Annotated in this window: 20 protein-coding genes and 1 riboswitch; of the genes, 7 read left to right on the top strand and 13 right to left on the bottom strand. The window is 70.0% G+C overall.

Annotated elements, in window-relative coordinates; genetic code table 11:
- Window positions 1-134: 134 nt before the first annotated feature.
- Together ACGFNP_RS18500 and ACGFNP_RS18495 are read left to right on the top strand one after the other, a co-directional pair.
- On the top strand, window positions 135-734 hold the full coding sequence (locus ACGFNP_RS18500) for a DUF6286 domain-containing protein (RefSeq protein WP_358317515.1): 600 nt from the start codon (window positions 135-137) through the stop codon (window positions 732-734).
- Window positions 734-1,234 carry a hypothetical protein gene (locus ACGFNP_RS18495; RefSeq protein ID WP_358317232.1) on the top strand — a complete coding sequence of 167 codons (501 nt, stop codon included), beginning with the start codon at window positions 734-736 and terminating at the stop codon, window positions 1,232-1,234. The genes ACGFNP_RS18500 and ACGFNP_RS18495 overlap by 1 nt, the downstream gene beginning before the upstream one ends.
- A gap of 24 nt (window positions 1,235-1,258) precedes the next feature.
- Here the strand turns inward: ACGFNP_RS18495 and ACGFNP_RS18490 are convergent, their stop codons facing one another.
- The 7 genes from ACGFNP_RS18490 to ACGFNP_RS18460 form a co-directional block, all read right to left on the bottom strand.
- Entirely contained in the window at window positions 1,259-2,635 is a 1,377-nt protein-coding gene (locus ACGFNP_RS18490; RefSeq protein ID WP_393319951.1) for an L-serine ammonia-lyase, read from the bottom strand.
- Between the two features lie 51 nt (window positions 2,636-2,686).
- The gene (gene gcvH / locus ACGFNP_RS18485; RefSeq protein WP_358317236.1) at window positions 2,687-3,076 is read right to left on the bottom strand and encodes a glycine cleavage system protein GcvH; all 390 of its coding nucleotides are present in this window, start codon (window positions 3,074-3,076) and stop codon (window positions 2,687-2,689) included.
- Window positions 3,073-4,158, bottom strand: a complete 1,086-nt coding sequence (gene gcvT / locus ACGFNP_RS18480; RefSeq protein WP_358317238.1) for a glycine cleavage system aminomethyltransferase GcvT — start codon at window positions 4,156-4,158, stop codon at window positions 3,073-3,075. Before gcvT ends, gcvH begins: the two co-directional genes overlap by 4 nt.
- Before the next feature lie 129 nt (window positions 4,159-4,287).
- A riboswitch (glycine riboswitch) is annotated at window positions 4,288-4,385 on the bottom strand.
- A gap of 95 nt (window positions 4,386-4,480) precedes the next feature.
- Window positions 4,481-5,170, bottom strand: a complete 690-nt coding sequence (locus ACGFNP_RS18475; protein WP_358317240.1) for a gamma-glutamyl-gamma-aminobutyrate hydrolase family protein — start codon at window positions 5,168-5,170, stop codon at window positions 4,481-4,483.
- Between the two features lie 12 nt (window positions 5,171-5,182).
- The gene (locus ACGFNP_RS18470; protein ID WP_358317242.1) at window positions 5,183-5,947 is read right to left on the bottom strand and encodes a 3-oxoacyl-ACP reductase; all 765 of its coding nucleotides are present in this window, start codon (window positions 5,945-5,947) and stop codon (window positions 5,183-5,185) included.
- A 4-nt stretch (window positions 5,948-5,951) separates the two neighbouring features.
- On the bottom strand, window positions 5,952-7,295 hold the full coding sequence (locus tag ACGFNP_RS18465) for an aldehyde dehydrogenase family protein (RefSeq protein WP_393321551.1): 1,344 nt from the start codon (window positions 7,293-7,295) through the stop codon (window positions 5,952-5,954).
- A 5-nt stretch (window positions 7,296-7,300) separates the two neighbouring features.
- The gene (locus ACGFNP_RS18460; protein WP_358317246.1) at window positions 7,301-8,677 is read right to left on the bottom strand and encodes a glutamine synthetase family protein; all 1,377 of its coding nucleotides are present in this window, start codon (window positions 8,675-8,677) and stop codon (window positions 7,301-7,303) included.
- 108 nt (window positions 8,678-8,785) lie between these two features.
- On the opposite strand from ACGFNP_RS18460, the gene ACGFNP_RS18455 reads away from it, so the two are divergent.
- Both ACGFNP_RS18455 and ACGFNP_RS18450 read left to right on the top strand, forming a co-directional pair.
- Window positions 8,786-9,490 carry an FCD domain-containing protein gene (locus ACGFNP_RS18455; RefSeq protein ID WP_358317517.1) on the top strand — a complete coding sequence of 235 codons (705 nt, stop codon included), beginning with the start codon at window positions 8,786-8,788 and terminating at the stop codon, window positions 9,488-9,490.
- Window positions 9,491-9,554: 64 nt separating this feature from the next.
- Entirely contained in the window at window positions 9,555-10,310 is a 756-nt protein-coding gene (locus ACGFNP_RS18450) for a hypothetical protein (RefSeq protein WP_358317248.1), read from the top strand.
- Window positions 10,311-10,319: 9 nt separating this feature from the next.
- On the opposite strand, the gene ACGFNP_RS18445 is transcribed toward ACGFNP_RS18450, so the two are convergent.
- The 3 genes from ACGFNP_RS18445 to ACGFNP_RS18435 all read right to left on the bottom strand — a co-directional run bounded on the left by ACGFNP_RS18445 (window position 10,320) and on the right by ACGFNP_RS18435 (window position 14,529).
- Window positions 10,320-11,786, bottom strand: coding sequence for a nickel/cobalt transporter (locus tag ACGFNP_RS18445; protein WP_393319945.1), 1,467 nt, complete (start codon window positions 11,784-11,786; stop codon window positions 10,320-10,322).
- Entirely contained in the window at window positions 11,783-12,988 is a 1,206-nt protein-coding gene (locus ACGFNP_RS18440; RefSeq protein ID WP_393319942.1) for a tetratricopeptide repeat protein, read from the bottom strand. The genes ACGFNP_RS18445 and ACGFNP_RS18440 overlap by 4 nt, the downstream gene beginning before the upstream one ends.
- A 164-nt stretch (window positions 12,989-13,152) precedes the next feature.
- Window positions 13,153-14,529 (bottom strand): DUF4331 domain-containing protein, encoded by a 1,377-nt coding sequence (locus tag ACGFNP_RS18435; RefSeq protein ID WP_358317254.1) that lies wholly within the window; start codon window positions 14,527-14,529, stop codon window positions 13,153-13,155.
- 219 nt (window positions 14,530-14,748) lie between these two features.
- Between ACGFNP_RS18435 and ACGFNP_RS18430 the strand changes: the two genes are divergently transcribed.
- Entirely contained in the window at window positions 14,749-16,464 is a 1,716-nt protein-coding gene (locus tag ACGFNP_RS18430) for an ABC transporter ATP-binding protein (RefSeq protein ID WP_393319939.1), read from the top strand.
- A 75-nt stretch (window positions 16,465-16,539) separates the two neighbouring features.
- Window positions 16,540-17,364 (top strand): MurR/RpiR family transcriptional regulator, encoded by an 825-nt coding sequence (locus tag ACGFNP_RS18425; RefSeq protein WP_358317258.1) that lies wholly within the window; start codon window positions 16,540-16,542, stop codon window positions 17,362-17,364.
- Here the strand turns inward: ACGFNP_RS18425 and ACGFNP_RS18420 are convergent.
- From ACGFNP_RS18420 to ACGFNP_RS18410, 3 genes are read right to left on the bottom strand one after another with little or no spacing between them, the layout of a single operon-like run.
- The gene (locus tag ACGFNP_RS18420) at window positions 17,344-18,090 is read right to left on the bottom strand and encodes an ABC transporter permease (RefSeq protein ID WP_393319936.1); all 747 of its coding nucleotides are present in this window, start codon (window positions 18,088-18,090) and stop codon (window positions 17,344-17,346) included. The two genes, ACGFNP_RS18425 and ACGFNP_RS18420, sit on opposite strands and share 21 nt — an antisense overlap.
- Window positions 18,087-19,040: an ATP-binding cassette domain-containing protein gene (locus tag ACGFNP_RS18415; protein WP_393319933.1), complete on the bottom strand. Its 954-nt coding sequence runs from the start codon at window positions 19,038-19,040 to the stop codon at window positions 18,087-18,089. The genes ACGFNP_RS18420 and ACGFNP_RS18415 overlap by 4 nt, the downstream gene beginning before the upstream one ends.
- A 9-nt stretch (window positions 19,041-19,049) precedes the next feature.
- Window positions 19,050-19,580: a PadR family transcriptional regulator gene (locus ACGFNP_RS18410; protein WP_358317264.1), complete on the bottom strand. Its 531-nt coding sequence runs from the start codon at window positions 19,578-19,580 to the stop codon at window positions 19,050-19,052.
- A gap of 53 nt (window positions 19,581-19,633) precedes the next feature.
- Here ACGFNP_RS18410 and ACGFNP_RS18405 point away from each other — a divergent pair, with 53 nt between their 5' ends.
- Window positions 19,634-20,320 carry an SDR family oxidoreductase gene (locus tag ACGFNP_RS18405; protein ID WP_393319930.1) on the top strand — a complete coding sequence of 229 codons (687 nt, stop codon included), beginning with the start codon at window positions 19,634-19,636 and terminating at the stop codon, window positions 20,318-20,320.
- The last annotated feature ends 64 nt before the right edge of the window (window positions 20,321-20,384 follow it).

The following is a 20,384-nucleotide window of genomic DNA, read 5'->3' as shown; positions in this document are numbered from 1 at the left end:
AGCAGCTTAACGGCATATCGGGCAGTTGAACATGAGGGTGGTTCATCTTCTTTGGGCCTCCTGTAATGATCCGGCAAACCGGCGGCGGGGGAATGGTCCGGGGGATGCCCGGTCCGTGTACCTCTGGCGGTGTGATGACCGCCCTCCAGCAGATACTGTCCGGCGCCGGAATCGTCGCGCAGGAGAGCCCGTTGCGCAGGTCGGGCCGGGTGCTCAGACCGGCGCGCACGCCCGCCGGGGCCGTCGTGGCGTTCGCGGTGACCGCCGGGCTCGGGCTCACCACCGCCGAGGTGGTGTCCGCCCTGCTGGGCAGGCCGCTCGGCTGGCTGCCGGTGTCCGGTCTCCTCGAGTTCGCGGCCCATCGCGCCTGGGCCGAACTGTCGCTGCCGGCCCTGCTGACCATGGCCACGGGTGCCGTGCTGCTGCTGCTGGCCGCCGTGCCCGGCCGGTCCAGGCTCGTGCCGGTCGAGACGTCCGACCCGCTGATCGTCATCGGCATCACCCGGGTCGGCCTCCGCCGTACGCTGCGGGCCGTCGCCCAGGAGGTCGAGGGCGTGGAACGGGCCCGGGTACGGCTGCGCAGGCGCACGATCGAGGTCCGGGTCTTCACCGGCCCCGAGAGCTCCGGCTCGATGCTCAGACAGGTCGGCAGCGCGGTCGGCGACCGCCTGGCGAGCGTGGGCACCCTGGCCGCGGCCGAGGTCATCGTACGACTGCGCCGGAAGGGGCTGTGATGCGGCAGTACGCGGGCAACCGGATCGGCCTGGCCGTGGTCGGCGCGCTGCTGCTGGTCCTGGGCGGCTACGCCTGGCTACGGGGCGAGGACAAGCTGCCCGGCCTGTCGCCACGCGGAAAGATCCTGCCGGACCGCACCGCCCAGGCCATCGCAGACCAGCCCTGGGCCCTGTGGGCAGGGGCGTTCGTCATGCTGGTGCTCGCGCTGACCGCGTTCCGCTGGCTGATGCTCTGCCTGGGCTGGGGCCGCCACGGCGTCCGCAACGGTACGGGCACGGCCATGCTCTGCATCGGCCTGAAGGACATCGACGGCCTGACCCGGGCCAGCGCCCGCGTGGTCGGCGACGCGGCCCGCCTCCGCATCTCCCTCAGCTGCCCCTCCTCCGCCGACGTCGGCGCGGTGGTCAGCAAACTGGACAAGGAGATCGTCGGGCGCATCCGCCGCGAGGTCCGCGACGACGAGGTCGGCACCGTGGTCCGGGTCCACGTCCGCCGCTGACCAGCAGCTCGGCCGGCTTCTTGGTCAGCACTCGATGACATTGACGGCCAGCCCGCCGCGTGACGTCTCCTTGTACTTGTCGAGCATGTCGCGGCCGGTGTCCCTCATCGTCTTGATGGCCTTGTCCAGGGCGACGAAGTGCTGGCCGTCGCCGCGCAGGGCGATGCGGGCCGCGGCGATGGCCTTGATGGAGGCCACCGCGTTGCGTTCGATGCACGGGATCTGGACCAGGCCGCCGATCGGGTCGCAGGTCAGGCCCAGGTTGTGCTCGATGCCGATCTCCGCCGCGTTCTCCACCTGCTCGGGCGTGCCGCCCAGGACCTCGGTGAGGCCCGCGGCGGCCATGGAGCAGGCCGAGCCGACCTCGCCCTGGCAGCCGACCTCGGCGCCCGAGATCGAGGCGTTCTCCTTGAACAGGACGCCGATCGCCGCCGCGGTGAGGAAGAAGCGGACGATGCCGTCGTCGGCGGCATGGGGGACGAAGCGGGTGTAGTACGTCAGGACGGCGGGGATGATGCCCGCCGCGCCGTTTGTGGGCGCGGTGACGACGCGGCCGCCCGCGGCGTTCTCCTCGTTGACCGCCAGCGCGAACAGCGACACCCAGTCCATGGCGTGCAGCGGATCCGTCTCCGGCGACTCCGTCTGCAGGCGGCGGTGGAGGCGGTTCGCGCGCCGCTTGACCTTCAGGCCGCCCGGCAGGACGCCCTCCTTGGCGATGCCGCGCTTGACGCACTCGCACATGACCTGCCACAGGTGCAGGATCTGGGCGCGGATCTCCTCGGCGGACCGGCCGAACGCCTGCTCGTTCTCCAGCATCAGCGCGGAGATGGACAGGCCCGTGTTGGAGCAGTGCTTGAGCAGCTCTTCCCCGGTCGTGAAGGGGTAGGGCAGCACGGTGTCGTCGGGCTTGATGCGGTCGGCGCCGGTGGCCTGCTCGTCCACCACGAAGCCGCCGCCGACCGAGAAGTAGACCTTCTCGCGCAGCGTCTCGCCCGAGGCGGAGAAGGCGGTGAAGCGCATGCCGTTCGGGTGCTCGGGCAGGGAGATCTTGCGTTCGAAGACGAGGTCCTCGCCCACGACGAAGGGGATCTCCTGCGTGCCGTACAGCTTGACCGTGCCAGACTCGCGCATCTCGGCCAGGCGCGCGTCGATGCCGTCCACGTCGACCAGCTCGGGCTTCTCGCCGGACAGCCCCAGCAGGACGGCCTTGTCGCTGCCGTGCCCCTTGCCGGTCAGGCCGAGCGAGCCGTACAGGATCGCCTCGACGCGGGCCGTACGCGCGAGCAGGCCGTCATCGTGCAGGCCGCGGGCGAACCGGTGTGCGGCGGCCATGGGACCGCCGGTGTGCGAGCTCGACGGGCCGATGCCGATCTTGAAGAGGTCGAAGACGCTGATCGCCATTGATGGCGCCCTTCAGAAGGGCCGGGGTCCGGCAGGACCCCGGCGGGTGGATCAGGACTCGCCTGAGGTGAGCGCCGAGTACTCCTCGGCGGAGAGCAGGTCCTCGGGGTCGCCTTCCACGCGCACGCGGAACATCCAGCCGTCACCGTAGGGGTCGCTGTTGGCCAGCGACGGGTCGTCCACGACCGCCTGGTTGACCTCGACGACCTCGCCGCCGACGGGGGTGTAGATCTCACTCACCGACTTGGTCGACTCGACCTCGCCCACGGAGTCGCCCGCCTCGACGGTCGAGCCGGCTTCGGGGAGCTGCACGTAGACGACATCACCCAGCGCCTCGGCCGCGTAGGCCGTGATGCCGATGGTCACGGTGATGCCGTCGTCGAGGCCGGCGACCCACTCGTGCTCTTTGGTGTAGCTCAGGTCGTCAGGGATGTTGCTCACTTGTTCCTCCTGTAGAAGGGCAGCTCAATGAGGTCCATAGGTTCATGGCTGCCCCGGATGTCCACGGCCAGACCTGCCTCGGCCCCGTGGTCGACGTAGGCCATCGCGATGGGTTTGCCCAGAGTCTGGGAGGGAGCCCCGCTGGTGACCTCGCCGACGACGGCGCCGTCCTTGGTCACCGGGTATCCATGGCGTGGCACCCGGCGCCCCCGCGCGACCAGGCCGACGAGCCGGCGCCGTGGTGGCGTGTCCTTGACCGCCTCCAGCGCCGACCTGCCGACGAAGTCGCCCGGCTTGTCGAATTTCACCACTCTGCCCAGCCCCGCGTCGAACGGGGTCAGCTCCACGCCGAGCTCGTTGCCGTACAGCGGCATGCCTGCTTCGAGCCTGAGCGTGTCACGGCTGGACAGACCCGCCGGTCGCAGCCCGTGCGTACGGCCGGCCTCGGTCAGCGCGTGCCAGAGCGGCACGGCGTCCTGGTTGGCCACGAACAGCTCGAAACCATCCTCACCCGTGTAGCCCGTGCGCGCGATGAGCGCCTGCCGCCCGTCGACCAGACCGGGCAGGCCCGCGTAGTACTTCAGCCCGGCGAGGTCGGCGTCGGTGAGCGTGGCGAGGATCTCCTGCGCGCGCGGCCCCTGCACGGCGATCAGCGCGTACTGCTCCGAGCGATCCTCAACCACCGCGTTGTACGACTTGGCGCGATTTTTCAGCTCTTCCCCGACTTTTTCATAGTTGGAGGCGTTAGCCACAACCATGAACTCCTCGTCCCCCAGCCGGTAGACGATCAGGTCGTCCAGCACCCCGCCACGCTCGTTCACGATCATGGTGTAGCGGGCCCGGCCGGGCGCGAGTGCCGACAGGTGTCCCACCAACGCGTAGTCGAGCGCCTCGCCGGCCTGCGGCCCGGTCACGAAGATCTCGCCCATGTGGGAGAGGTCGAACAGCCCGGCCGCCTGGCGGACGGCGTTGTGCTCGGCGGACTCGCTGCCGTAGCGGAGCGGCATCAGCCACCCGGCGAAATCGGTCAGGGTCGCGCCGAGGCTCTCATGGACGTCTCGAAGCGGTGTGGGACGTGACATATGCGCACCTCAGGGCAGGATCGGATGCAGGGATCCTCCCCCTCTGTCATCGGTGCCTGAGAGCTTCGCCCGGATTTTGCCGGACTTTCACCTTCGGCGAGGCCGCCAGGCCTGCTTTCCAGAGGACACCTCGTCCGTGCGGTCCTTTACCTTGAGAGGTTCGCGGGGAGGGCTTGCTCCTTCAGGGGTCCTGGCCGGATGCCAGGACGCTCTCCCGCACGGTTTCGTCGGTGATGCGGCAAGCCTAGTGCCGTTATGGGGGAGTTGTCGCGTGCGGATCCCGCCATTTCATGGCGAACGGGCCTGGCGGCGGCGCGAGCGTTCAGCAGGCGGCGATGAGTGCCTCGAACAGCGCGCAGTCCTTCGCCGCCTCCGGATGCCACTGCACGGCCACGGCGAACGTCCGGGACTCCAGCTCCACCGCCTCGATCGTGCCGTCATCGGCCACGGCGGCCAGGGCCAGCCCGGGAGCGAGCCGATCGACGGCCTGGTGGTGGTAGTGCGGCACGTCCTCCGGCACGGCCCCGAGCGCCTTGGCGACGCGGGTGCCCGCCACGGGTCGTACGGGGAGCTGGCCGAACTGGCCGGGTGCGGGGGAGTGCCCGGTGTGTCCGACCACGTCGGGCAGATGCTGGTGCAACGTCCCGCCGAGCGCGACGTTGAGCACCTGCATCCCCCGACATATCCCGAGATAGGGCACGTCGGCTTCAAGAGCGGCCTCAAGCACCGCAAACTCCGCCGCATCGCGAAATTTCCGGATATAGCCGGTCCGCTCATCCGGCTCCTGCCCATACCGGTCGGGCGAGACGTCGCCTCCACCGGCCAGGATCAGCCCGTCCAGCCGTCCCACCAGCTCGGCGGGCTCCCCGGCGGGCGGCAGGATCACCGGCTGCCCGCCGGCCCGGACCACCTGCTCCACGTACATGTACGGCAACAGGGCGACCGGCATGTCCCACACGGTGAACCGGGCAGGCTCCACATAGGACGTGATCCCGATGACAGGCCGCTTCACGACATCCCCTTGCTACAGAGGGGTGACGTACGCACTCGAAATACCCCCATCGACGAGAAACTCCGATCCGGTGATGAACGAGGCGTCGTCGCTGGCCAGGAACGCCACCGCAGCCGCGATCTCGGACGCCTCGGCGAAGCGTCCCACCGGCACGTGCACCAGGCGCCGCGCCGCCCGCTCGGGGTCCTTCGCGAACAGCTCCCGCAGCAGCGGCGTGTTGACCGGCCCCGGGCACAGCGCGTTCACCCGGATCCCCTCACGCGCGAACTGGACGCCGAGCTCGCGCGACATCGCCAGCACCCCGCCCTTCGAGGCGGTGTAGGAGATCTGCGACGTCGCCGAGCCCATCACCGCCACGAACGACGCGGTGTTGATGATCGAGCCCTTCCCCTGGCGCCGCATGTACGGGATCGCGTGCTTGCAGCAGAGGTAGACGCTGGTCAGGTTCACCTCCTGCACCCGCCGCCACGCCTCGATGCCGGTCTCCAGGATCGAGTCGTCATCGGGCGGCGAGATGCCCGCGTTGTTGAACGCGATGTCGACGGAGCCATAGGTGTCGAACGCCGTCTGGAACATCCGGACGACGTCCTCCTCGCTGGTCACGTCGACCTTGACGAAGATCCCGCCCACCTCGGAGGCGGCCTTGGTGCCCGCCTCCTCGTCGACGTCGGCGCAGACCACCTTGGCGCCCTCCTCGGCGAACCGGCGCGCGGTGGCCAGGCCGATCCCGCCGGCCGCCCCGGTGATCACGGCGACGCGGTTGTGCAAACGCTGCATGTGCTCACTCCGTTGAGATGAAGACGTTCTTGGTCTCGGTGAACGCCGAGAGGGCGTCCGGGCCCAGCTCCCGGCCGAGGCCGGACTCCTTGAAGCCACCGAACGGCGTCCAGTGGCGGACCGACGAATGCGAGTTCACCGACAGCGCCCCGGCCTCCACGGCCCGCGCGACGCGCAGCGCCCGGCCGACGTCGCGGGTCCAGATGGAGCCGCTCAGGCCGTAGCGCGTGTCGTTGGCGATGCGTACGGCCTCCGCCTCGTCCGCGAACGGCACCACCGACACCACCGGCCCGAAGACCTCCTCGGTGAACGCCCGGTCGGTGACCGCCGACGTCAGGACCGTGGGCGGGAACCAGAACCCCTTGCCCTGCGGGCAGTCGCCCTGGAGGTAGGGAGGGCCGTCGATGAAACCGCGCACCCGGTCCAGATGTTCGGCGCTGATCAGCGGGCCCATCTCGGTGCTCTCGTCGAGCGGGTCGCCGACTTTGACGTTCCGCACGGCCGGCACCAGCCGCTCCAGGAACTCGTCGTAGACCTCGGCCTGCACCAGGATCCGCGACCGGGCACAGCAGTCCTGGCCAGAGTTATCGAAGACGGCATAGGGCGCGGTTTTCGCCGCTTTTTCGAGATCCGAGTCTGCAAAAACGATATTTGCGTTTTTGCCGCCTAGTTCGAGGGTGATGCGCTTGACCTGGGCCGCCGCCTTGGCGGCGATCTGCTTGCCCACCTCGGTCGAGCCGGTGAACACGATCTTGGCAACCCCCGGGTGCTCGACCAGGCGGGCCCCCGCCACCTCCCCTGCCCCAGGCAGCACCTGGAGCACCCCCTCGGGGAGGCCCGCGGCGAGGCCCAGCTCGGCCAGCCTCAGTGCGGTCAGCGGGGTCCATTCGGCGGGCTTGACGATCACCGTGTTGCCCGCCGCGAGCGCCGGGGCGACACCCCAGCTCATGATGAGCATCGGGAAGTTCCACGGCACGATCACGCCCACCACGCCCAGCGGCTCCTGGAACGTGATGTCCACCCCGCCGGGCACCGGGATCTGCTTGCCGTGGTTGCGTTCGGGCGCGGCGGCGTAGAAGTGCAGCACGTCGCGTACCGCGCCCGCCTCCCAGCGGGCGTTGCCGATCGGGTGGCCGGAGTTCGTCAGCTCCAGCAGGGCCAGCTCCTCGCGGTGCTGGTCCACCAGGTCGGCGAAGCGGCGCAGCAGCCGCGCCCGGTCGCCGGGCGCCACGTCGCGCCAGCTCTCGTAGGCCCGCCTGGCACGCTCCACGGCCCGGTCGACCTCGGCCGCGTCGGCCGGCTCCATGTCGGCGAGGACTTCCTCCGTCGCCGGATTGACGATCAGCATCTTGCTCACATCCGCTCGAAACCCCGGAACAGCTCCCAGTCCGTGACCGCCGCGTCGAAGGCGGCCAGCTCGACCCGGGCGTTGTTCGCATAGTGCGCCACCACGTCGTCGCCGAACGTCTCCCGCGCCAGCTTCGACCCCTCGAACAGCGCCAGCGCGTCCCGCAGCGTGTGGGGCACGGTCTCGGCGCCGGACTCGTAGGCGTTGCCCTCGAACGCGTCCTCCAGCGACAGCTCCTCGTCGATGCCGTGCAGCCCGGCCGCGATCAGCGCCGAGACCGCGAGGTAGGGGTTCACGTCGCCGCCCGGCACCCGGTTCTCGATCCGCAGCGACTGCCCGTGGCCGACGAGCCGGAGCGAGCAGGTGCGGTTGTCCACGCCCCACTTGACGGCCGTGGGGGCGAAGCTGCCGGGGACGTAGCGCTTGTATGAGTTGATGTTCGGGGCGTAGAAGAGGGTGAGCTCGCGCATGCGGGCCAGTTGCCCGGCGATGAAGCGGGCGCCGAGCTCGGAGAGCCCGTACGGGCCGTCGCCCGCCATGACCGATTCGCCCTCCACGCTCCACAGCGAGATGTGGATGTGGCAGGAGTTGCCCTCGCGGGCGTTCGGCTTGGCCATGAAGGTGATCGACTTGCCCTCCTGAGCCGCGATCTCCTTGGCGCCGTTCTTGTAGATGGAGTGGTTGTCGCAGGTCTTCAGCGCCTCGTCGTAGCGGAAGGCGATCTCGTGCTGGCCCAGGTTGCACTCGCCCTTGGCGGACTCGACGTACAGCCCAGCTCCCTCCATGTCCCGCCTTATCCGGCGAAGGAGGGGTTCGATGCGGGCCGTACCGAGGAGGGAGTAGTCGACGTTGTAGAGGTTCGCGGGGGTCAGGTCGCGGTAGCCGCGCTTCCACGCGTCCTCGTAGCTGTCTTCGTACACCACGAACTCCAGCTCGGTGCCGACGAAGGCGGCCAGGCCGCGGTCGGCGAGCCGGGCGAGCTGCCGACGCAGGATCTGCCGCGGCGAGGCGGTCACGTCCTCGTCGTTCTCCCAGGCCAGGTCCGCCATGAGCATGACGGTCCCCTCCTGCCAGGGGACCCACCGCAACGTGGACATATCGGGCTTCATCACGAAATCGCCGTAGCCGCGGTCCCAGGAGGACATCGCGTAGCCGTCGACCGTGTTCATGTCGACGTCCACGGCGAGCAGGTAGTTGCAGCCCTCGGAGCCGTGCCCGAGCACCTCGTTCAGGAAATAGCGGGCCGACAGTCGCTTGCCCTGCAATCGACCCTGCATGTCGGCGATCGCGAGCAGCACGGTGTCGACCCGCCCGGCGGCCACCTCGTCACGCAGCTCGTCGACGGACAGCGGTCCGGGTTGTGGAAGACCTCGCTCGCTCACGTAAGTTCGCTCGCTTTCGGGCTAATTGGGCTACTCTTAGACCATTGATGTGCATATGGGGATCGCTTGTCAAGACCTGAGGACACGTTGGACGACTCAGCGCGGTTGATGACGGTGTTACGGCCGGTCAGGGCAGGTAACGCCTTCGAGGAGACGGTAGAACGGCTGCTCCAGGCGATCAAGCTTGGCGTGGTCGCGCCGGGCCGGAAGCTGCCCCCGGAGCGCGAGCTCGCGGTCCAGCTCGGCATCAGCAGGGTGACGCTGCGAGAGGCGATCCGGGCGCTCCAGGACGCGGGTTACCTCGAGGTGCGGCGCGGCCGGTACGGCGGCGCCTTCGTCACTTACGCCCCTCCTCAGCCGGGCAGCGGCGACCTGCGCAGGGTCGTGGCCGACATGGGCTCGGCCGACCTCACCGACGCGCTGACCTTCCGGATGGCCGTGGAATGCGGGGCGGCGGAGGTCCTGGCGGCGGCCACGCTCACCGACGCCCAGCGCGCCCTCCTGCGCGGCCGGCTCGCGGACCTCAACAAGGCGGGCGTCGAGGACTACCGGCGCCTGGACACGGCCTTCCACCTGTCGATCGCCGAACTGACCGGTTCCCCCCTGCTCACCACCGCCTGCGCCGACGCGCGCCTGCGGGTCAGCGACCTCCTCAACGCCATCCCCATGCTCCAGGTCAACCTCGACCACTCCGCCCTCCAGCACGAGGCGATCGTGGCGGCCATTCTGGCCGGTGACCCGGAAGGGGCCCGTCGAGCGGTGTCCGAACACCTGGAAGGCACAGCGGCACTGCTGCGCGCGTTCCTGTCCTGAGGTCCTTTCGGGACCCTTGCGGTCAAGGGAGGGCGATAGGGCTCGTAGCATCAGTTCCAAGGTCATGGAGAACTGGTTCGAGCTGAACATCGTCGTGACAGGGCGGCTGCCGCTGCTCTGTTTCTTCGTCGCGCTCATCGCGGCCTTCGTGGCGACCCGCGTCAATGTGCGGCTGATCAGGGCGAAGGTCGGGTGGTTCCGTAACGTCAACGTGGGTGAGATGCACATCCACCACGTGGTGTTCGGGGTCGTGCTCATGCTGGTCGGCGGGGTCAGCGGGCTGATCGTGTCGTCGGCCTCGCAGGTGGCCTACGCCGCCGCGGCCGCCGTTTTCGGGGTCGGGTCCGCTCTGGTGCTGGACGAGTTCGCGCTGATTCTGCACCTGCACGACGTCTACTGGGAGGAAGAGGGGCGCACCTCGGTCGACGCCGTGTTCATCGCGGTCGCGGTGACGGGGCTGCTGCTCACCGGGCTCCGGCCGCTGACGTTCGACTACGGGACCCCGGTCAACCCGGGCGCGCTGGTCGTGGCGAACATGGTGCTCGCCGTCATCACCCTGTCGAAGGGCAAGATCTGGACCGGGATGGTCGGGCTGTTCGTACCGGTGCTCCTGGTGGTCTGCGCGATCCGCCTGGCCAGGCCGGGCTCTCCGTGGGCCCACCTGTTCTACGAGAAGCGCTCGCCGCGGAAGCTGGCCAAGGCCGCGCACCGGGAGGAACGGTGGCGGCGGCCGGTGATCAGGGCCAAGATCGCGTTCCAGGAGTTCGTCTCGGGACGCCATGATCTGCCCTCCACCCGGCGCGGCCGCCGGCCCACCTAGCGCGGGCGCCTAGAGGGCGATGGCCGAGCGCAGGGCCAGGCCCGCGCCCAGCAGCATCACCATGCCGGCCGTGCCCAGCGGCGCCAGGGTGGACAGCCGGGCGGCCAGGCCCCGTCCCAGCGAGGCGCGCCGTTCGAGGCGGTCGACGAGCTTGACCAGCAGCAGGCCCGTGACGGTGAGCGTCGCCGCCATGCCGATGCCGTACGCGGTGACCAGCGCCACCCCGAACCAGGTACGGCCCAGCGCGATCGCCCCGAGCAGCACGATGAGCGCCGACGGGCTCGGCACCAGCCCGCCCGCCACCCCCATCCCGAGCAGGCCGGCCCGCGTCGAGCGTTCGTGGCCGTGCCCATGCCCATGCCCATGTCCGTGCCCATGTCCGTGCCCATGTCCGTGGCCATGTCCGTGGCCATGCCCGTGACCGGAGTCGCGGCGGGTGGACAGGAGCAGGCGCAGGCCGATGAAGGCGATCAGCACACCGCTGGCCACCCCCAGCCACCCCAGCACCGACTCCCCGGCCAGCGCGGTGAACGCGCTCAGCAGCAGCCCCACCACCAGCACCCCGGCCGTGTGCGTGGCCGTCACCGTGGCCCCCACGACCAGGGCATCACGCGGTCGCCCGCGCCGCCCGGCCAGGTACGCGGCCATGATCGTCTTGCCGTGCCCGGGGATCAGCGCGTGCCCGGCCCCGAGCAGCATCGCCAGGCCCACGGCCAGCAGCCCGAGCGGCACCGTGAGCGAGTCGGCGCCGATCAGGCCGGTGAACGTCCGGTCCAGCGCCGCCAGCGCGTCCCCGATCGGCCCGCCGACGCTGATCGTGCCGAGCCCGGACGGCGTCCCGCCGGAGCTGGGAGAGCCGCCGCCGGACAGGGCGGAGGCGGCGCCACCGACGGTGATGGTGGCCGTGCGCTGGTCGAGCGGGTTGGTCAGCAGGTCCTCGGGGTACTTGCGCAGCTCGTCGCTCACACTGGCCGACGGCACGGACGACTGGGTCAGCCGTACCCCGTCACCGACGGCGGTGATCTCTCGCCAGCCGATCCGGTCCTGCTCGAACGCGTCGGCGAAGGACACCGTGCCCGACACGCGGGCCTCGGCGACCAGCCGGCAGGTCAGGCGGCTGGTCTGCAGGCCGCCCTGCCCGGGCGCGTACGCGAACTCCGAACCCGACACCCGCCACGGCACCGCCGTGCCATGGATGGTGAGCCGCTGGGCGGCGGCCAGCGTGGCGCAGGTCCTGGCCGCGTACGAGGCGTCCACGTTAGGTTTGGCCTGGAGCGTGGGCAGTTCGGCGGCGTCCACGACCGCCTTGTTCTCCACCCGGTCGGGCCGCAGGCGCAGCCCGTTGTAGTGGTTGACGGTGAAGTTGCCGAGCGGATGCCTGGCCGCCGTCTCCGCCCGCGCCGCGGTCGTGAACAGGACCGACACGCCCATCGACATCAGCAGGCCCACGAGCAGGCCGAGCCGGAGCACTCTCATGAGAACCTCGCCAGTGCGGGCAGGGACGGATCGAAGCCCGGGGCCACGCGCGCGGGCTTGCCGAGCGCGCGCTCGATCCGGGCGCGGTGGTAGGCGAGCAGCGGGTTGCGCCAGCCGGTCGAGGTGGCCTTCTTCGCGTACGGCAGCGCCTCGCGCGGCTTGCCCGCCTTGAACAGGGCCCAGCCGAGCGCGTCGGCGGCGACGAGGTTGGGGTTGCGGGCGTACTCGGCCCGGGCGTGCCGGACGGCCACCGCCGGGTCGCCGTGGTCGGCCTCGAACTCGGCCCAGGTGAGGTCGTCCCGCACGCCGGCGGCCCGCAGCAGCTTGCGCTGGGCCTCCAGCAGGGTCCAGTCGGGCTTCAGCCCTGCCTTGATCCGGGTCTCGCCCTGCTCGATGAGGTACTGGGACAGCGGCAGTCGCTCGACCACCCGCTGGTAGAGGTCGAGGGCCTCGGCCGTCCGCCCGCTGAGCGCGCCGACCCTGGCCTGTCCGGCGACCGCCGGAGTGTAGGCGGGGTAGGCCTGGAGCGCCTTGGCGTACCAGGTGCCGGCCGCGGCGAGGTCGCCCGAGTGCAGGGCCAGCTCACCCAGGTAGTAGCGGGTGTAGGCGATGTCCGCCGGTGCGTAGGCGTCGTTCTGGGCGTACTCCAGGAACTTGCGGGCCGCCGTCCGGTCGCCCCGGAGCTCGGCCGCGTAGGAGGCGCGGGCGAACGCCGCCACGCCGGGGCGCAGCCCCATCATCTTGTCCACGGCCTTCGAGGCGCCGCTCAGGTCGCCGAGCTGTGTCTTGGCGTCGGCCAGCACGCCGTGCGCCGCCGCGCTGTACGGGTTGGCGCCGATGGCCCGCTGAGCCAGCCGTACCGCGTCGGAGAACTCGTGGCGGCCGGCGGCGAGCGCCGCCTGGCCGGTCAGCACCGCGTCGTCGGCGGCGTTCAGGCGGGTCGCGGTGGCCAGGGCGCCTTCGGCCTTGGTGTAGTACGACGGGTCGCCGGTGACTCTGGCCTGGTCGACGTACTCCATGCCGAGCTGGGCCCAGCTTCGGTAGTCACCGGGCAGGCGCTTCAGGCGGGACTGCAGCGTCTCGGTGAAGGTCACGGTCCGCGTGGTCACGGTGGCTGTCTCTGGCGGGGCGTAGACGGCGTAGGCCGTGAAGGCCAGCGCGCTGGCCACGACGAGGCCACCTGCTATGGCGAGGGATCGCATCCAAGGCTCCGGAGATCGGAAAGGGTCGGCGGAGACGGGTGGGGGGCCGGCTGGCCCTGACGGGGGGCACGGCCAGCCGGCCGGGGTCGCGGCGGGAGTGTGGGAGACGGGCCCGCCGCGGAGGAGGACCGGCCGGCCCGGAGAGGAGACCGGCCGGTCGGGCTTCACCGCTTGTTCACAGCCACGTTGCTGGGCAGCGGGATGTACGGGAACGACTGGAAGAAGGGCTTGTCGTTCTGGTCGACCTTGTCCGTCAGGCCCGGGACGAGCTTGCCGGACAGCGCGGCACCGGCCACGGCCTGCAGCGAGATGTCCACGACGTCGTCGGACAGGCGGCGGCCGTTCGGGAAGCCCTGCAGGTCACCGGCCAGCACGCCGAGACGGTTGGGGTCCTTGGACGGCGGAACCGCCATGTTGAGCCGCAGCATCTCGGAGGGCCGCAGCTTGCCGGCGTCCTTGTTGAGGGTCTGCGAGTTCAGGTCGGCCTTGATCGGCCCGTTGCCCTTGGCGATGCCGGTCAGGAAGATCTCGACCAGGTCGCCGCGCGGGGTCGCGGGCGCCTTGATGCCGTAGATGCCCTCCAGCAGCCTGGCCACCTCGGGGTCGGTCACGCGCTTGACCACGGCCGGGATGTCGGCGTCCTTGTGCGGGGGCAGCGAGTTGAACGCGTCCTTCAGACCGGCGGGCACCACGACCTCGTTGACCAGCGGGTTGCCCAGGCGCGAGACCTGGGCGTAGCCGTTCGGGCTCCACTTGTCCGTGGTGGACCAGACGCCGATCACCGGGTTGCGCCTGACGTCGCCCTTGAGCGCCAGGTCGCTGGCGGGCACCTGGACGGCCAGGGTGCTCACGTTGTAGCCCTTGGTGGTGTCCTGGCCGACCTCGGTCAGGTTGCCGCCGTAGAGCAGGTCGAAGACGCGCAGGTCCAGGAAGAACGCCTCGTCGGACTGGCCGGCGTAGGCCTTGCCGCCGTGCGGGAGGCTCTTCAGGGACTGGGCGCGCAGCGTGCCGTAGTCGGGCATCGAGGCGGGGCCGACGTTGCTCGGCGCGACGATGCCGTTCGAGACGAGCGTCCTGCTGCCGTCCTCGGTGATCCGCTTGAGCGTGTAGCGCTGGCGGAAGAGCAGGTTCTCGTCGTGCAGCGAGGTGACGGGCCCGTTGTTGTACAGGAACGTGTCGTTGCCGCGCCGGTCCTCATCGCGGAACGTCCACTGGTACACGATGTCGGGCTTGGCGTCGCCATCGTTGTCGATCTTGATGTTGTAGCGGGACTTGGTGTCGAACGTGTAGAAGTTCGGACCGCCCTGCGGTTCCTGGAACGGGATCCAGTTGGACAGCAGCGTCACCGTGTCGGCCTTGTCGGGGCTGACGAACGCGTACACGTCGGTGTTGTCGTTACGCGGGTCCCCCGCGATCATCGGTGCCTCGCGGTGCGAGGAAGCGGTGCCGGAGTCGGTACGAAGCAGGGCGAACGAGGAGGCGGTCAACGCCACCGCGACGCCCAGTCCGACTAGAGCGCGCCGGTTGATCCGGAGCTCCATGTTCGGTCCTTTCGAGAGGGCTGATCGTTATCGAGAGGTTCCGGCCGGGTTCCTCGACGGCCTATTCGTCGCCGCTCCGCGAATGGATGTGTCTCTCCTTCCAAAGAATGAGAGGTCAATCAAAGTTGACATACTTTGGTCGTCAATCTAGGTTGACGGGTGCGGAATCTGATCCGCCGTTCGTTGGGATGTCGGGATATATCGCGAGAGGAGAACATGGTGATCAGAGAGCTGCTCGCCTACATACGCCCGCACCGGAGGATCTTGATCCTCGGTGGGTTGCTGGGCCTGGTCGGCTCGGCGGCCGGTCTGGCGATGCCGTTGCTGGCCAAGTACGTGGTGGACGCCTTCGGCCAGAACAGGTCGATGGCCGGGCCGTTACTCGGGCTGACCGTGGCGGTGCTGGTCGGGGCGGTGGTCTCGGCGCTGGGCACGTACCTGATGGAACGCACCGGTGAGGGCGTCGTGCTGGGTGCCAGACGCCGGCTCGTCGATCGGATGTTCCGGCTCAAGGTCGCCGACGTGGACCGGCTCAAGCCCGGCGACCTGCTGTCGCGGGTGACCGGTGACACGACGCTGCTGCGGGCCGTGCTGACCAACGGGATCGTGAACTCGATCGGCTCGGTGTTCATGCTGGTCGGCGCGATCATCATGATGGCGACCATGGACGGCGTGCTGCTGCTGGTCACGCTGCTCGTGGTGGTGGTGATCGGCGGGCTGACCGGTTTGGTGATGCCGCGGATCCAGCGGGCGCAGAAGCAGGCCCAGGAGGCCGTCGGCGAGATGGGTGCCGTGCTCGACCGGGCGCTCCAGGCGTACCGCACGGTCAAGGCCAGTGGCGCGGAGGAGCGCGAGATCGCGGTCGTCGCCGGCGCCGCCGAGCGCGCTCGCGACCGGGGCCTGCAGGTGGCCGGGTGGACCTCGCTGGCCGGGGTGGCGACCTGGATGGCGGTGCAGATCGCCTTCCTGTGCGTGCTGGCCGTCGGCGGGTCGCGGGTCGCCTCCGGCGCGCTGGAGGTCTCGTCGCTGATCGCGTTCCTGCTGTACCTGTTCTACCTGGTGGCGCCCATCGGGCAGATCGTCGAGGGCCTGGTGCAGCTCCAGCAGGGCCTGGCGGCGATGAAGCGGATCAAGGAGATCGAGGACCTGCCCGCCGAGCCCGTCGGTGCCCCGCTTCCGGTGACCCTCGGCGCGGGGGACCCAGTGGGTGTGCGGTTCGAGGACGTGGTGTTCCGCTACGGGGACGACCGGCCGACCGTGCACGACGGGGTCAGCTTCGAGGTGCCGCCCGGCGGGCTGACCGCGCTCGTGGGGCCGTCGGGCGCGGGCAAGTCGACGGTGTTCGCCCTGCTGGAACGGTTCTACGAGCACCAGGACGGCAGGATCACGGTCGACGGCCGCGACATCCGCGACTGGCCGCTCGCCGAGTTGCGGGCCACGCTCGGCTATGTCGAGCAGGACGCGCCCGTGCTGGCGGGCACGCTCAAGGAGAACCTGCTCTTCGCCGCCCAGGACGCCACCGAGGAGGAGTTGCGGCGGGCGATCGTCCGTACCCGCCTCGACGACCTGGTGTCCAGGCTGCCCGAGGGGCTCGACACGGCCGTCGGGCACCGGGGCGTGCTGCTGTCGGGCGGCGAGCGGCAGCGGGTGGCGATCGCCAGGGCGCTGCTGCGCAAGCCCAGGCTGCTCCTGCTGGACGAGGCGACCTCGCAGCTCGACGCGGTCAACGAGCTCCGGCTGCGCGAGGTCATCGCCGAGGTGGCCGCCGAGACGACCGTGCTGGTCATCGCGCATCGGCTGTCCACGGTGACCAACGCGGACCGCATCGTGGTCATGGAGGCGGGCGGGGTTCGCGCGGTCGGCACCCATGCCGAGCTGGTGGGGGAGGACGACCTTTATCGCGAACTGGCCGCGACCCAGTTCCTGGTGAGCTAGTACTCTGCGAGTGACCTAGGTGAATGCATTCATTCAGGTGGGATGAGAAGCGGGGCAGGTGGTGTTGGAGGTGGCGTGACGGGCGGATACCACAGCGGTCTTGGCGGGCTTCTCGACGGGCGGCGGCTGTCTCCCGTGCAGCGACGGATCGCGCACTACCTGTCCGAGCATCTCGACGAGGCGATCTTCCTGTCCAGCGTCGAGCTGGCCGAGCGGTCAGGAGTGAGCCAGCCGTCGGTGACCAGGTTCGCCATGGTGCTCGGTTTCGCCGGCTACCCCGAGCTGCGGCAGGCGCTGCGTCCGCTGGTGCTGGGCGGCCTGCCGGAGGAGAGCCTGCTTCAGGGGGCCATCGACAGCGAGATCAGGAATCTGGCCGCCGTCAGGGAGCGGCTGGCGGGCTTCCCGCTCAAGGAACTGGGGGAGTCCCTGGCCGCCGCCGAGCCGCTCCCGGTGCTGGGGCTCCGGGTCTCCTGCGGGCTGGCCACCACCTTCGCCTACTACGCGCGCCGGATCCATCCCGACGTGCGGCTGCTGGCGCACGGCGGCTCGGAGCTGATCGACGGGCTGCACGCCGCGCGCCGGGCCGGCGCGGAATGGCTGCTCGCCGTGGTGCTGCCGAGATATCCGGCCGAGGTCATGCAGGCCTTGGAGTACGCGGAGAAACTGGGCCTGCGGATCGCGGTCATCTGCGACAGAGCCGATTTCCCCGCCGAGGTGGTGCTCGACGCGCCGGTGGGGGACCGTCTCGTGTTCGACTCGCACGCGGCGCCGTTCGCGCTGGCCATGGCACTGGTCGAGGCCATGGCCGACGCCGCGCCGCTGCGCACCCAGGCCCGGCTGGAGGAGTACGAGCGGATGACCGACGAGACCGGTACGTTCCTAACCGGCGATCCGGCGTAGCGAGCGCACCGACCAGCCCACGGTCAGCGCGGCCAAGCCCAGCATGATGGCGAACGCGATCGGGATCGACCCGTCGGTCAGATCGCCCGCGAACAGCGCCCGGCCGGCCACCACCGGGTGGTACATCGGGTTGAACAGGGCCACCTTCTGCATCCACTCCGGTGCCAGCGTCATCGGCAGCAGCGCCCCCGACAGCAGCATGATGGGCAGGGCGAAGAACTGCATGATCTGCGCCATGCCGTTCTCGTCCCGCAGCGACAGCGCCAGGCCGTATCCGATGCCGGAGGCGAACAGGCCGGTCACCGCGATGAGCAGCACCATGACGGCGAGCCCCGGCAGGCTGGCGCGCATGCCCATGACCAGCGCGATCACGATCACCACGATCGACTGGAGCACCAGCACGACCCCGTCGCGCAGCGTCCGGCCGAGCACGATCGACGGGCGCCAGGCCGGGCTGACGGCGATGCGTTCGAGGACGCCGCTGCGTAGCTCGTAGATCATGCCGTAGCCGACGCCGATCGCCCCGAACAGCGCGGTGATCACCAGCATGCCCGGCGCGAAGCTCGTGAGCTGCGCGGAGGTCGGCTGCCCGGCGGCTCCCGCCACCAGCGGGCCGAACAGCAGCAGGTACACCACCGGCTGGACGATGCCGAACAGCGGCCAGATCGGGTTCCTGAAGGTGTTGCGCAGCTCGTACATGAGGAACAGCAGGGTGTGGCGGATCATGCGGCGGCTCCCGCGTCGCGAAGGGATCGGCCGGTCTTGGCCAGGAAGACGTCGTCGAGGGTGGCGCGGTCGAGCGCGATCGAGGACAGGCGGAGACCCTGCTCCTCCAGCGCCCGCAGCAGCGTGGGCAGCGTGTGCTCGCCGTCGTCGACGTACACGCGCAGCACGTCGTCGTCGAGGCGGGTCTCACGGGCGTACGGCTTGAGCGTCTCAGCGGCGCGGTCCGGCTCGTCCAGCCTGAGCGTGACGACGTCGCCGGACACCTCGCGCTTGAGCTCGCCCGGCGTGCCCTCGGCCACCACCAGACCGTGATCGACGATCACCAGCCGGTCGCACAGGGCGTCGGCCTCGTCGAGGTAGTGGGTGCTGAGCAGCACGCTGGTGCCGAGCTCGCGCAGCTGCCTGATGCGGTCCCAGAGGTTGGCCCGGTTCTGGGGGTCGAGCCCGGTGGTGGGCTCGTCGAGGAAGAGCAGGGGTGGACTGTGCACCAGCCCGAGCGCGATGGCCACCCGCCGCTTCTGGCCGCCGGAGAGCGTACGGCCCGGCCGGTCGGCCATCTCCGTCAGGTCGAACCGGTCGAGCACGTCGGCCGTGGCCCCGGCCGGGTCGGGCACGCTGTGGATCTTCGCGGCCATCATGATCTGGGCCCGCGGCGTGGTGTTCTCCTCCACCCCGCCGGCCTGGCTGACGTAGCCCAGGTTGCGGCGGACCTCGCCGGGCGCCTTGAGCAGGTCGTGCCCGGCGATGGCGGCCGTGCCGGAGTCGGGGGTGATCAGCGTGGCGAGCATCCTGATCGTGGTGGTCTTGCCGGCGCCGTTCGGGCCGAGGACGCCGAAGATCACGCCCTTCTCCACTTCGAGGTCGACGCCCCGGACCGCTTCCACGGTCTGCGTGCCCTTCCTGCTCCTGGTGGTGAACGTCTTGCGTAAGCCGTGCGCATCAATGATCATTTGTGCTCCTTAGGGAAGTTCGTCTGCTTCGACCCTGATGACCGCCTTCTCGGCCCAGGCGAGCTGGGCGGCGAGCATGTCCGTGGTCAGGCGGAGGTTCTCGTCGACGTGCCGGGGGGCGCCGTAGCGCTGCTTGACGCCGAAGGCGCTCTCCATCGCCTCGATGGACATCTTGAGCTGGCGGATCCTGCCGTGGAGCGAGTCGAGGATCTCCTGTTTGGTCAGGCGGTCCATGAACGTGAGCGCGACCTGGAAAGGGTCGACGATCGGTTTGACGTCGTACCAGTTCTGCAGCAGCAGGCGACGGAACTCCAGCCGGCCCGCCTCGGTGATCTCATAGACCGTCTTGCCGCCCTTGCCGCTCTCGACCACCTGGAGCAGGCCCTCCTCGGCCATCTTGCCCAGCCCGTGGTAGATCGAGCCGAACGCCACGTTGGCCCAGTGGTCCGCGCCCATCACCTCCAGCTGCCTGCGGACCTGATATCCGTTGCGCGGCTGATCGAGCAGACAGCCGAGGATGAGAACACGCGTCGAAGACATGTTCAAGTTTGTATTCAAATTTGAGTGTATGTCAAGGTCATAAACTGAGGCGCATGACTGAACGACCGACCGCGCTGGTCACCGGCGCATCCCGTGGCATCGGCGAGGCGATCGCCAGGGCGCTGGGACCCACGCACCACGTCATACTCGGCGGACGTGACGGCGGCGCGCTCGCCGCCCTGGCGGCCGAGCTGCCCGACGCCAGGGCGTGGCCGGTCGAGCTGACCGAGGTCACCGCGGCGGACGTGGCGGGCGTCGAGCGGCTCGACGTGCTCGTGCACAGCGCCGGGATCGGCACGCTCGGCACGATCGCCGAACTCACCGCCGACGCGTGGCGGGAGACGATGGAGCTCAACGTGATCGCCGTCGCCGAGCTCACCCGGCTGCTCCTGCCCGCGCTCAGGCCGGCCGGCGGCCAGGTGATCTGCGTCAACTCCGGCTCCGGGCTCCGGGCGAACCCCGGCTGGGGCGCGTACGCGGCGAGCAAGTTCGCGCTGCGGGCCTTCGCCGACGCGCTGCGCCAGGAGGAGACGGACCTCAGGGTGACGACCGTCTACCCGGGCCGGGTGGCCACCGACATGCAGCGGGGCGTCCGCGCGCACGAGGGCGGCGAGTTCGAGCCGGACAAGTACCTCACACCCGAGTCCGTGGCCCGCGCGGTGCTGGCCGCCGTCAACGCCGGACCCGACGCCCATCTGACCGAGCTCATGCTGCGGCCCAGCGCGGGTCCGGTCAACTGAATGGATTCATTCACTACCGTGTCCCACCCCTCTGATGAGCGGGCCGAGCAGGCAGACTGCGAAG

Origin of the sequence: Nonomuraea sp. NPDC049269, assembly GCF_043197155.1 — a bacterium.
GTDB lineage: Bacteria > Actinomycetota > Actinomycetes > Streptosporangiales > Streptosporangiaceae > Nonomuraea.
Note: the sequence above shows the minus strand (reverse complement) of the source record. Positions and strands in the feature narration are given on the sequence as shown.